Here is a 13,268-nt window from a genome sequence, read left to right on the forward strand (position 1 = left end):
TTTATCCAAAGAGAAGCATTGTCTTTTAATCTGCGATCACCCCGTGGTCGATTACTTAATAACTGCATTAATTTCAGTGATGCCAAATCAGCCCACTGCAAATCATCTAAAAATATTACTAATGGATGTTCAACACTAGTGAAAACTTGAGTAAACTTTTGAAATAATAAATTAAATCTATTTTGTGATGCGCTTCCTGATAATTTTATGGCTGGCGTTTGTTTGCCAATAAATTTTTCTAATTCAGGGATCACTTCAATAATTACTTGTCCATTTTCACCTACAGCTTCTAAAATTTTAATTTTCCATTGCTGAATTTGAGCATCACTTTCTGTTAATAATTGGCCCATTAAATTTCGGAATGCTTGTACAAAGGCGATCAAGGGAACATTCCGTTGAAATTGGTCCCTTGTATCCAGGAATACTGACTGTAGTGAGAAACATACTGTTAAATTCTAAGGATTTCTAGATTTAGTGTTCCCCGATGGGTGAAGTAATACATATCTATAGCTTTTTTGCGTTTGATCTGGGTGTTGCGATCGCTTATGCTAAATTCAGTTTGATTTGCATTATCTTCTGTGGACAAAAACCGCGAACCGTTTATCAGTCTGGCACTTTACCACGCCTTTAAATGGTCAATCGTCAGCCCCATGCTTCACGCTTACTTTCGGGGCCAGATTCATGGTACGGAAAATGTCCCCAAATCAGGGCCGTTATTAGTAGTGAGTAATCACGCTAGTTACTTTGACCCGCCGATTGTCTCTAATTGTGTACGTCGTCCAGTGGCGTATATGGCTAAGGAAGAGTTATTTAATATCCCCGTTTTGGCGCAAGCGATTAAATTGTATGGCGCTTACCCAGTCAGCCGAGGAAATGCCGATCGCAATGCCATCCGTTCCGCCCTAGAATATCTTAATAATGGTTGGGCTGTCGGTGTTTTCTTGCAAGGTACTCGCACCCCAGATGGTCGAATTACAGACCCCAAAAGAGGCGCACTGCTGCTAGCGGCGAAAGCAAAAGCCCCAATATTACCAGTAAGTGTCTGGGGTACTGAGAAGATTTTACAAAAAGGCTCATCCCGACCTCACGCAGTTCCCATCACTGTGAGAATTGGTAACTTGATTGATGCTCCCACTTCCACTAATAAAGAGGAATTGGAAGCGTTGACACAAAAGTGTGCCACAGTAATTAACGAAATGCATGATTTAGGACGATGAATCTAGAGAAACTACAGATATATGCTTTAGGGAGGTAGCGATCGCTATTAGATTACTCTAATCTTAAAGTCAATTTGCTCTAGCAATAAAGTAAAGGACTTCCAAAAAATAAATCTCAATCTTACAGTGTGGCTAACTTTATCACGCCAAACAACTAGCATCTGTATGGCTTAATTTACGAATTACAAATTACGTTAGCGAAGCGGGGCGTAGCCCATTATGAATTATTATGAGCGGCTTTGAAGCCAAGAATTTTTGGGAACGATTAAATAATCTGGCATTAGTTAGATTTTTGCTTTTAGTTGCTTCTGGCTGGGCAATTGTACAACTTTTAGCTTATTTTGAATCGGTCATTGTTATTTTTACATTTGCGGCAATTTTAGCTTTTTTACTCAGTTACCCTGTACAAGGGCTACGGCGTTTTTTACCCCACGGTATAGCTGTTGGTGTCGTTTTCTTGCTCAGTATTGTGATTATAGGCGGTCTGATAATTACTGTGAGTTTAACGGTTTTATCTCAAGGACAACAATTAATTAATAGTATTACTGCATTTTTAAATTCTTTAGTACCTTTATTAGAGGGAATAGAAGGATTTTTGCGTAACCGTAATTTACAGATAGATTTAAGTTTTATTGAAGAACAATTGCGGAATCAAGCTGTATCAACTCTTGTTACTAGTTTAGCTATTTTACAAGGTTTTATGACGAACTTTGTAACTTTTATATTGATTGCAGTTGTGGCTTTTTTCATGCTATTAGATGGAGATAAACTGTGGAATTTTATTTTAAAAATAGTACCAAAACAGCGCCGTAATAGATTTACAAATATAATCAGAAAGTCTTTTTTAGGATTTTTTAGAGGTCAGTTGCTATTAAGCGCATTTTTAACAGTTTCAACATTCTTAGTGTTTTTACTCTTAAAAGTACCTTTTGCTTTGATATTGTCAATAATAATCGGAATTGTTGATATAATTCCTGGCATAGGCGCGACATTAGGAGTAAGCACAGTTACTCTATTTGTGTTGTCTCAAGGTATTTGGTTAGCAGTAAAAGTATTAATAGCTTGTATTGTCCTCCAGCAGATACAAGACAACTTGATTGCGCCCAGAATTATGCAAGGCGCGCTGAATCTTAATCCTGTAGTGGTGTTTTTTGCTTTACTAGTAGGGGCTAGAGTAGCAGGATTATTAGGTGTTTTTATATCTATTCCCATCGCAGGAGTAATTGTGTCTTTATTTGAAATAGATGAAATGAAATCTGAAGTTTAGTTATTGGTCATTTGTCATTTGTTATTTGTCAGGAACTCGGAACTAGTGAATAATGTAAAAATAGCCATTTACAAATAAACATTGGGAAGTAATGTCGGATTTAAGAGCGGAATTAACAGAAATTTTGGATGAGGCAGAGTGGGAATGGTTAATTCCTCATGTACAACGAGATGCAGTAATTTTGGTGGCGCTTGAGCTAGACTTAGTGGATGTTGGAGTAGCGATCGCCAGTGATAACATTCCATCAGTAGAACAGTGGATTGATGAGCAATTAATTAGCAAACCCACAACAGTACAGGTGGGAGAATGGAATCTTGAGCGCAGTAAGCGATTTAATACTCTCATCGTTCAGCCTTACGTTTTGGTGAAGGAAATAGTCGCTACTTAAGGGGTTGTTTAAAAAGTGTTTTGCTGTGACTTTAGGCACTTTTAGATCCCCCTAAATCCCCCTTAAAAAGGGGGACTTTGATTTTGGTTCCCCCTTTTTTAAGGGGGGTTAGGGGGGATCTAAAACTATTTGATACCGACAAGAGGACTTTTCAAACATCCTCTAAATTATTTTCTGTATTGTTTTTGATGACAGTTTGTGTTAAGGTAATTTCTCGGAAAAGATAGCTTGACGTGCCATTTATTACTTGGTGATTACCACACACTATCCGGCTGATTTGAATAAAGCGAAATTTTCTCCTTTAAGATTTAGCCATCTAGGAGCTAGAATTGTTACGATAATTTCAGATTAGATGTTGAAACCTTGATCCAATCTGAAACCTTAGAATTATTAGAATGGCATCGCCTCTGCCAGCACCTTGCCACCTTCGCGGCAACTAAGCTGGGGGCGACAGCTGCGCGTCATCTGAAAATACCCGATTCTCAGACTCAAAGCGAACAGTTGTTAGAGCAAACCAAAGAAATCTACCAACTGGAAAGTCGCCTGACTACGGGACTGTCATTTGAGGGAATTCAAGATATTGGCGATTCCCTAGAACGGGCAGAACGCAGTGGAGTTTTGGCAGGAGAGGAACTGTTAGCGATCGCTACCACCCTCGCTGGTGCTAGAAGTTTGCGCCGTGTCATCGACAATCAGGAAGATTTGCCGATACTGACTGAGTTAGTTGCTGATTTGCGGACTTATCCAGAACTAGAACAAGAAATTCACCGATGTATTGATGAACGGGCCCAGGTAACTGACCGCGCGAGTCAAAAACTGGGAGAAATTCGCACAGATTTGCGGCGATTACGCAGCCAAATTACTCAAAAGCTGCAAAATATCTTACAGGCAAAATCTGGGGCAGTTCAAGAACAGCTAATTACGCAACGCAGCGATCGCTTTGTCATCCCCGTAAAAGCACCCCAAAAAGATGCCATCCCCGGTATTGTTCACGACACGTCTACCAGTGGCGCAACCCTTTACGTAGAACCGAATTCGGTAGTGCCTCTAGGCAACCAACTGCGGCAAATCATCCGAAGAGAGCAAGCGGAAGAAGAAACGATTCGCCGCGTTTTGACGGAACAAGTCGCCGCAGTCAAACCAGATTTAGAGAGATTATTAGCGATCGCCACCACTTTAGATATGGCAACCGCTAGATCCCGATATAGTTTCTGGCTAGGAGCGAATCCCCCGCGATTTATCCAGCGTGAAGACAAGGAAATTATTACCTTACGGAACTTACGACATCCTTTGTTAGTGTGGCAACAACAGCATGAACAAGGGCAACCAGTAGTTCCTGTAGATTTGCTGATCAATCCGCTAATTCGGGTTGTAACCATTACCGGGCCAAATACTGGCGGTAAAACTGTAACCTTAAAAACTCTGGGGTTAGCAGCGTTGATGGCCAAAGTGGGTTTATTTGTCCCCGCCCGCGAACCAGTGGAAATTCCTTGGTTTGACAAAGTGCTGGCAGATATTGGCGATGAACAATCCTTACAGCAAAGTTTATCCACATTCTCTGGACACATCCGCCGGATTAGTCGGATTTTAGAAGCATTGGGAGATGAGGGAGAGTCCAATGCCCCATGCCCCATGCCCAATTCCCTAGTTTTACTTGATGAAGTCGGCGCAGGAACCGATCCAGTTGAAGGTAGCGCCTTAGCGATCGCCTTATTGCAATATCTCGCTAACCATGCCCAACTAACCATCGCCACCACTCACTTCGGGGAACTAAAAGCTCTGAAATACGAAGATGAGCGGTTTGAAAATGCCTCTGTAGAATTTGACGAAAGTACTCTCTCGCCTACTTACCGTCTGCTGTGGGGCATCCCCGGACGTTCTAATGCCTTAACCATTGCCTTACGCCTGGGATTAAAACCAGAAGTGGTAGAAGAGGCGAAAATCCAAGTGGGAGAGGCCACAGATGAAGTCAACCAAGTGATTGCTGGCTTAGAAGCCCAACGCCGCCGCCAGGAAACCAAAGCAGCCGAAGCCCAAAGTTTGTTGCAGCAAGCGGAACGCTTATACAAAGAAGTATCCGCAAAAGCCGCAAGTTTGGAAGAGAGGGAAAGTAGTTTGCGGGCTTCACAGGAAATAGCAGTCCAACAAGCGATCGCTCAAGCAAAAGGTGAAATTGCCCAAGTGATTCGGCGCTTGCAGAAGGGTACGCCCACAGCGCAAGAGGCCCAGCAAGCAACTAATGCTTTGAATCAAATTGGCCAGCAATATCAGCCAGCAACGCCAGCAAAACCAAAAGCTGGGTTTATGCCCAAAGTAGGCGATCGCATCCGCGTTCCCAAATTGGGACAGATAGCAGAAGTGATCGTTGCCCCCGATCAAGATGGCGAGTTAAGCGTTCGCTTTGGGCTAATGAAGATGACTGTGAAGTTGGAAGACGTAGAATCTTTAGATGGTCAAAAACCCGAACCAGTTGTTAAAGCCAAACCAGCCCCAGTAGCAGTAACTCCGCCACCACAAAATGTCCCAGAAATTCGGACTTCCCAAAATACCATCGATTTACGTGGTAAACGGGTGGCTGATGCCGAATACATTTTAGATAAAGCCATCTCGGAAGCTACAGGGTCAGTCTGGATTATTCACGGCTATGGCACTGGGAAGCTACGACAAGGAGTTCACGCCTTTTTGCAACAGCATTCCAGAGTGAACAACTACGAACCAGCAGAACAAGCAGATGGCGGCAGTGGTGTTACCGTTGTTCATATAAAATAAAGTTCACTTGCAAATGGTAATCCTGAGAATCTTGAGAGAAAATACCAACCAAGATTTACTATTTGCAAGTCTCTTTATTAAAGTATTTACTTATTCCCCAATTTGTATTTTTTATATAACTCGACTCCGGCTGAATCGGATATTTCACACGCTGAGGTTAGGTAAGTAATGCGTAGACGAGCAGCACGCTCAAATTCCCTCTTCCACTGCGAACCTATGCAACAAACTTTCACGCGGATATTAAGCGATCGCAGTGATGGTAAAAGAACGCCAAATTGTGGGTTGAAAGTAACCGGATGCTGCGGCGCTACAGTGTAGAAGCTAATGACAGCAAGCGTAACACGGGGACAAAAAGTGCAAATCACTAAGCGCAACGTTGAGTTAAGAGTCGATGGCAGTTTAATGCGTGTTTATGTTGCGGCTCCTAAAGCAGCAGGAAAATACCCTGGTATTATCTTCTACAGTGATATTTATCAGCTAGGCGATCCAATGATTCGTCTAGCGAACTACTTAGCAGGATATGGCTATGTAGTAGCAGCACCAGAAATTTTTCACCGAATAGAGCCAGTTGGTTTAGTAATAGAGCCAGACGATCTGGGAAGGATGCGGGGAAATGACGATGCGCGTCGAACCTCCGTAGCTGATTATGATGCCGATTGCCTTGCTGTGATTGAATTTCTAAAAGGAGAGAGTGCGGTTTCTCCAAATCAAATAGGCACTTTAGGCTTTTGTATTGGTGGACATTTAGCATTCCGCGCAGCATTTCAAAGCGAAATTCGGGCTGCTGTTTGCTGTTACCCGACTGGTATTCCCAGTGGCAAACTGGGTAAAGAGGTAGCCGATACAATCCAGAGGGTAAGTGAAATCAAAGGCGAGATATTAATGATATTTGGTACTCTTGACCCTCATATACCAGAGAGCGATCGCCAAATCATAATCAAAGCAATTGAGAATGCTAACATACCTCACCAAGTTTTCTTATATGAAGCAGAACATACATTCATGCGCGACGACGGTTATCGTTATGATTCTAGTGCTACCACCGCAGCTTGGTCTGAAATAGTAACTTTCTTGGGGCGCATATTTGCAAACTGAAAACTTCTATTATTGCTTTCTTCGCGTCAATTTTGAGTTGTCTGCAAAGCTAATAAACCAGCACCGTAAGCAGGCTCGTACCCCGGAAAAATTACCTTTACATTAGGAAACTTCTTAAGAAGAGACGCTGCAAATCTTTCATGGATATTGCATCTACCGCGCCACACACTTCCCGTTGTGACTACTTCTAAAACTGAGTCAGCACTAAAAATCGCATCAATTACTGTAGATGTAGCTTTTACTAACTCTTTTACAGCATCATCAATTATGATATTTGCTACTATATCACCTGACGCTGCTGCAAAATCTACAACTGGTGCTAAAGCAGCTATCTGTTTGACTCCCCATTCTCGGCGATATACTACTTCTATTAAATCTTCTATACTTTCTAAATCAAGATGCTGTTTGAAACCCTCTATCAAACTCGTTGATATTTATCGCCCATCATAAGATTTTAATGCTGCATTCATGCCTGCGATCGCAATTTTATAGGCGCTACCTTCATCTCCTAAAATATAACCCCAGCCACCGACCCGTTTCGTATGTCCTTCATGATTTCGTCCGAAAACTATCGAACCAGTACCTACTGCAACCACAATTCCTACAGGCTGGCCAATTCCACCAACTAAAGCAATTAAAGCATCATTACAAATTACAATATTCTCTGGTTGTAATGCCCAAATTACAGGCAGAGATTTGTGATTTTGTAACTCTTCAACTAAACCTTTTACTACTTCAATATCTGCTGCACGACCGACACCCGCTAAACCCAGACATATCGCGTCAATCTTCAGGGTATTTGTAATTTTTGCTGCCTCGACAGCATTCTTAATTGCTGATTTGATAGATTCTAAAGTTGCTTCAATACCTATACTTTGATAATTAGATGGGCCTGCTTCACCGCAGCCTAGTACTTGATGCAAATCATCCATCAAGACACAAACAGTCTTGCTACCACCGCCATCTATCCCCAAAACATAAGTCATATAGCAGTCCTAAATCATCTTGTAAAATCCCCATTTCTTATCTCTCTGTGTTCTCTGCGCCTCTGTGGTTCGATTAAAATTCTATTTTAGATTTGTAATAATGTTAATTATTTTGACGCTTCAATTCTTCCTTTAAAGGAATAAAAAAGATGGCAATCATCCCAGGAATAGTAAACAAACAAACCAAGAGAAAAAATAATGGATAGCCAAAAGACTTTTGGAGATAACCGCTAACTAATCCAGGTAGCATCATTCCTAAAGCCATAATGCCAGTGGATATGGCAAAATGAGAAGTTTTATATTCGCCTTGGGAAATATACATTAGATAAACACTAAAAGCCGTAAATCCAAAACCATAGCCAAATTGTTCTAATGAAACCAAAGGATATATTAATTTTAACGAAGGTTTAGCATAAGCCATATATACATAAAATATATCAGGCAAGTTTAATGCCAAAGCCATAGGAAATAGACACTTTTTTAATCCATATTTTGAAATTAGCAAGCCTCCTAAAATTCCTCCACAAATCAGGGATATTACCCCAAAAGTACCGTATACTAACCCGACATCTGACGTTGAAAGCCCTAAGCCTCCTACTTCTGGTTTGTCCAATAAAAACAAAGAAGCTATCTTGACAAGCATCGCTTCGCCAAATCTGTAGAGCAAGATAAAGGCTAAAATACTAATAATTTTATCTTGAGCAAAATATGAGTTAATGATAGACCAAAATGGTATATTTTCTCTAACTTGTATTTGTCGTTGATTATCTGATTCCGGTAATGGTAAAAATAGGCGATGGGAAATAAACAGGATTGCTAAAATTAAAGCTGAGAACCCAATAGCAATAGTCCAACTTAAAGGAATGTTGTTGAGAGATACTTCAAGCTGACCTGCTAAGACTACTAATATTCCAGAACCGAAGATAACGGCCATTCTATAAGATAGTGAGCGAATGCCGACAAAGAAGGCTTGTTGTTCTGGAGATAAAGCGAGGAGGTAGAAACCATCTGTGGCAATGTCATAAGTTGCAGAAATAAATGCTCCTATTGTTAATGTTGCGAGGGAGATGAAAAAGAAATTTGGCAGTTGTAAGGAGAAGGCTATCAAACCCAAGCAGCAGAACATGGCAAATTGGGTATAAAGTATCCATTTACGTTTGCTAGAGTAAGTATCAACAATTGGCCCCCAAAACATTTTGATGACCCAAGGTAGATAGAGGAAGCTTGTCCAAAGGGCAATTTGGGCGTTATCGATTCCGAGTTTTTTGTAAAAGATTACGGAAACTGTGTTGATGATAATGTAAGGGATGCCGGAGGTGAAATATAGGGTGGGGATGAATGTCCAAGGGGAGGTTGTTTGGTGTTTCATAGATTTGGAGAACGAACCGCAAAGGACGCAAAGAGCGCAAAGAAGATTAAGAAGAGAGTATGATGCGTTTGATGCCGTCTTTGAGGAGAGGGACGTTAAAGTTGATGAGAAGGGCTAGAGGATAATGAGTCATTTTAAGGTAGGAGAGGACTTGGGCTTCATGAATGGGGGTTAAGTTTTGGACAGCTTTCAATTCAACAATTAAAGAGTCTCCAACCAAAAAATCTAATTTTCCCTCGCCTACTGAACGACCTTTGTAGTGTACTTTTACTGGATGCTCAAACTCATAAGGTATTCCGCGAATCAGAAATTCTTCTCTCAACGCCTTGTGATAAACCTCCTCTAAAAACCCCGCTCCTAATACCTGATGTACCTCAATCGCCGCCCCAATAACCCTATAAGCTAAATTTTCTATCTGACCACTTGGTTGCCTCATCTTACCTTCCTCCTCTTCCTTTGCGTACTTTGCGTCCTTTGCGGTTCGTTTCCATCAATCCCTCTCCAACCCTGTGGCAAAATTTATTAGAGTCCTTCCTTAGTTTTCCCGCATGACCGCAACCATTCCCAATCTCCCCAGTCTCTACGACCCCTTTTCCACCGAAGCCAAGTGGCAAAAATTCTGGGAAGACAACCAAGTTTACAAAGCTGACCCCAACAAAGGTGGCGAACCCTACTGCATCGTCATTCCCCCCCCAAATGTCACCGGCAGCTTACACATGGGTCACGCTTTTGAAAGTGCCTTAATTGATACCCTCGTCCGCTACCACCGGATGCAGGGACGCAATACCCTATGGCTACCCGGAACTGACCATGCCAGCATTGCTGTGCATAGTATGCTAGAAAAGCAACTCAAAAAAGAGGGTAAAACTCGCTACGAGTTGGGGCGCGAAAAATTCCTAGAACGCGCTTGGCAATGGAAGGCGGAGTCTGAGGGAACGATTCTGAATCAGCTACGACGCTTAGGTGTCTCGGTGGACTGGTCACGGGAAAGGTTTACCCTGGATGAGGGTTTATCTAAGGCTGTTGTCGAGGCGTTTACTCGCCTCTACGAGGAAGGCTTAATTTATCGTGGTGAATATTTAGTTAACTGGTGTCCCGCTTCCCAGTCGGCGGTGTCTGATGTGGAAGTGGAAAATCAAGAGGTGAATGGAAATCTCTGGCACTTCCGTTATCCCCTCACCGATGGTTCCGGTTTTGTAGAGGTGGCGACAACTCGACCAGAAACGATGCTGGGTGATACGGCTGTAGCAGTTAATCCCAATGACGATCGCTACAAACATCTCATTGGCAAAACTCTAACTCTGCCAATTCTACAACGAGAAATTCCCATCATTGGCGATGAATTTGTTGACCCGACTTTCGGCACAGGCTGCGTTAAGGTAACTCCCGCCCATGACCCGAACGATTTTGACATGGGTAAGCGTCACAATCTGCCGTTAATCAACATTATGAACAAAGACGGCACTCTCAACGCCAACGCTGGGGAGTTTCAAGGACAAGACCGCTTTGTTGCTAGAAAAAATGTGGTTTCTCGCCTAGAAGCAGATGGCTTCTTGGTGAAGATAGAAGATTATAAGCATACCGTTCCCTACAGCGATCGCGGTAAAGTACCTATTGAACCCCTCCTCTCAACTCAGTGGTTCGTCAAAATTCGCCCCCTAGCTGACAACACTCTCGAATTCCTCGACCAGCAAACTTCCCCAGAGTTTGTCCCCCAACGCTGGACTAAGGTCTATCGTGATTGGCTAGTAAAACTCACTGATTGGTGTATCTCTCGCCAATTATGGTGGGGACACCAAATTCCGGCTTGGTACGCTATCAGTGAAACGGATGGACAAATTACCGATAATACGCCCTTTGTAGTGGCGAAATCGGAAACTGAAGCTTGGGAAAAAGCTAAATCACAATTTGGTGAAAATGTCAAGTTAGAACAAGACCCAGATGTGCTAGATACTTGGTTTTCTTCTGGACTTTGGCCGTTTTCAACTTTAGGCTGGCCGGAACAAACTCAAGATTTAGCAACTTACTACCCGACTACCACTTTGGTGACAGGCTTTGACATCATCTTTTTCTGGGTTGCCAGAATGACTATGATGGCTGGGCATCTTACCGGGCAAATGCCTTTCCAAACAGTTTACATCCACGGCTTGGTGCTGGATGAAAAAGGTCAGAAGATGTCTAAGACCAAAGGTAATGGTATTGATCCATTATTATTAATTGACAAATATGGTACTGATGCCCTGCGGTATACCCTAATTAGAGAAGTGGCTGGCGCTGGTCAAGATATCCGGCTGGAGTACGATCGCAAAAAGGATGAATCAGCATCGGTGGAGGCATCCCGCAACTTTGCAAATAAGTTGTGGAATGCTGCCCGGTTTGTGATGATGAATTTGGATGGACAGACGCCGCAACAACTGGGGAATCCAGTAGCTATCGAATTGAGCGATCGCTGGATTATCTCGCGGTATCATCAAGTTATCAAACAAACCACGAATTACATCGATAATTACGGTTTAGGGGAAGCAGCAAAAGGATTGTACGAATTCATTTGGGGTGATTTCTGCGATCAGTATATTGAACTGGTGAAATCCAGATTGCAGGCAGATGCCGATCCAGTATCGCGGCGGGTAGCACAGCAAACCCTCGGTTACATACTGGAAGGGATTTTGAAACTGCTTCATCCCTTCATGCCTCATATTACCGAAGAAATTTGGCAAACTCTCACCCAACAATCAGCAGATTCGCCGCAAACTTTACCATTGCAACTCTATCCCCAGATAGATGTAAAGCTGATTGATTTAACTTTAGAAGAACAGTTTGAATTGCTAATTGGTACTATCCGCACAATTCGGAATTTGCGGGCTGAAGCGGATATTAAACCAGGGGTAAAAGTGACAGCGAATTTGCAAACTGAAAGCGAGAAGGAGCGGCAAATTCTCACTGCTGGACAAGATTACATTAAAGATTTGGCGAAGGTTGAGACTTTAACCATTACTGACAAGGAAGAAAGCCAAACTGTTGTTGTTAAAAAACCTCAGAGGGGTTTGAAGACAATTGGCTTAATTATTGTGGCCATTGTCTTTGGTAGACTAGGTTTAGCTGTGGGGTATGCCATTGATGACACTCCCCTCGTTGGAACTTTCTTTGAACTAGTTGGTTTTGGTTACACAGCGTGGTTTGTTAGCCAAAATTTACTCACTGCTCAAGCAAGACTTAGGTTATGGAGACGCTTTTTCCCGCAGAGAGAATTAGAACAACCACAAGAACCAGAAAATGCGATCGCAGGTGTGATTGGTACAATACAAGTGCTAATTCCTTTGAGCGGCGTAGTAGATATTGAAGCTGTCCGTGCCAAACTAGAGAAAAGCTTGAGTAAAGCCGAAGCAGAAGTTCAATCTCTGAGTACCAGATTAAACAATCCTAGTTTTGTAGATAGAGCTAGGGCTGACGTGGTACAGGGAGCGCGGGATGCCTTAGCAGAAGCACAGAAACAAGCAGAAATTTTGCGCGATCGCCTTCAGGGGTTGTCTTAGCGACCGCCTGCGTAGCTTAGGATAACTGTAATGGGTAATAGGAGTGTTCATAATTCCCAATTACCCATTACCAATTAACAACATCCAAATATCCATTCTGGCACTTATTTTTTTATTAAATTTTTTTTGAATTTTGAATTTTGAATTGGAGCGAAGCGACCTCATGCTATATCTAGCCCAGGTGCGTAAAAACGATTTTTTAGACCAGCACCAGTTACGCTTATTGGCGCGTCAAGAAGCTGATAACTTGTGGGCGATAATTCCCGAAGAGGCTTTCATTCTGCTTGGAAAGGGAAAGATCATGAGTGAGAACTTACTTGTTCTAGTCGAACTTTCTCCTACAGGCGATATTGAAAGACTAGAAGACGCCACTAACTGGGTACTGCATCTGGTACAAAACTACCTCACCATCGGCATTACCCCAGAATTTTTGCAGCATGAAGCCGAGCGAGCAGAACACTGGCGACAATCCCTGACGTTGCAAAACCAAGACTTAGCAAGGCGTTCCTTAGAGTTGGAAGCCAGACGCGAACAAATTCAAGCCTTGGAAGAAAGCCTCAAACGCGAGAAAAATGGTTATTCCCAAGAGGAAAGTTAAAAGTTTGCAGTTATATTGCACTCAAATGTGTATTTATAAGAGATTA

General features: G+C 42.4%; 9 protein-coding genes and 2 pseudogenes. 7 read left to right on the forward strand and 4 right to left on the reverse strand.

All coding sequences use genetic code 11. The features are described from left to right. Nucleotides 1–407, reverse strand: a pseudogene (locus ACM0OX_RS26465) (ATP-binding protein); the annotation flags it as partial. A gap of 171 nt (nt 408–578) precedes the next feature. On the opposite strand from ACM0OX_RS26465, the gene ACM0OX_RS26470 reads away from it, so the two are divergent. From ACM0OX_RS26470 to ACM0OX_RS26490, 5 genes are all read left to right on the forward strand, one after another. Further along, nucleotides 579–1,217 carry a lysophospholipid acyltransferase family protein gene (locus tag ACM0OX_RS26470; RefSeq protein ID WP_414517909.1) on the forward strand — a complete coding sequence of 213 codons (639 nt, stop codon included), beginning with the start codon at nt 579–581 and terminating at the stop codon, nt 1,215–1,217. Nucleotides 1,218–1,446: 229 nt separating this feature from the next. Further along, complete coding sequence (locus tag ACM0OX_RS26475) at nt 1,447–2,484, forward strand: AI-2E family transporter (protein ID WP_414517910.1); 1,038 nt, start codon at nt 1,447–1,449, stop codon at nt 2,482–2,484. A 91-nt stretch (nt 2,485–2,575) separates the two neighbouring features. Then, a complete protein-coding gene (locus tag ACM0OX_RS26480; RefSeq protein WP_414517911.1) occupies nt 2,576–2,872 on the forward strand; it encodes a DUF2288 domain-containing protein in 297 nt (98 codons plus the stop codon). Nucleotides 2,873–3,235: 363 nt separating this feature from the next. Continuing rightward, entirely contained in the window at nt 3,236–5,641 is a 2,406-nt protein-coding gene (locus tag ACM0OX_RS26485; RefSeq protein ID WP_414517913.1) for an endonuclease MutS2, read from the forward strand. Between the two features lie 354 nt (nt 5,642–5,995). Continuing rightward, entirely contained in the window at nt 5,996–6,736 is a 741-nt protein-coding gene (locus ACM0OX_RS26490; protein WP_414517942.1) for a dienelactone hydrolase family protein, read from the forward strand. A 26-nt stretch (nt 6,737–6,762) separates the two neighbouring features. Here ACM0OX_RS26490 and ACM0OX_RS26495 read toward each other — a convergent pair. The 3 genes and pseudogenes from ACM0OX_RS26495 to ACM0OX_RS26505 form a co-directional block, all read right to left on the reverse strand. Then, nucleotides 6,763–7,722, reverse strand: a pseudogene (locus ACM0OX_RS26495) (N-acetylglucosamine kinase). Nucleotides 7,723–7,825: 103 nt separating this feature from the next. Then, nucleotides 7,826–9,091 (reverse strand): MFS transporter, encoded by a 1,266-nt coding sequence (locus ACM0OX_RS26500; RefSeq protein ID WP_414517914.1) that lies wholly within the window; start codon nt 9,089–9,091, stop codon nt 7,826–7,828. A gap of 46 nt (nt 9,092–9,137) precedes the next feature. Further along, nucleotides 9,138–9,527 carry a GxxExxY protein gene (locus ACM0OX_RS26505; RefSeq protein WP_414517916.1) on the reverse strand — a complete coding sequence of 130 codons (390 nt, stop codon included), beginning with the start codon at nt 9,525–9,527 and terminating at the stop codon, nt 9,138–9,140. 112 nt (nt 9,528–9,639) lie between these two features. Between ACM0OX_RS26505 and ACM0OX_RS26510 the strand changes: the two genes are divergently transcribed. Both ACM0OX_RS26510 and ACM0OX_RS26515 read left to right on the forward strand, forming a co-directional pair. Beyond that, entirely contained in the window at nt 9,640–12,624 is a 2,985-nt protein-coding gene (locus ACM0OX_RS26510) for a valine--tRNA ligase (RefSeq protein ID WP_414517917.1), read from the forward strand. Between the two features lie 163 nt (nt 12,625–12,787). Further along, nucleotides 12,788–13,222 carry a hypothetical protein gene (locus ACM0OX_RS26515; protein WP_094348415.1) on the forward strand — a complete coding sequence of 145 codons (435 nt, stop codon included), beginning with the start codon at nt 12,788–12,790 and terminating at the stop codon, nt 13,220–13,222. The last annotated feature ends 46 nt before the right edge of the window (nt 13,223–13,268 follow it).

The sequence above is a fragment of the Nostoc sp. PCC 9305 genome (genome assembly GCF_963920915.1).
GTDB lineage: Bacteria > Cyanobacteriota > Cyanobacteriia > Cyanobacteriales > Nostocaceae > Nostoc.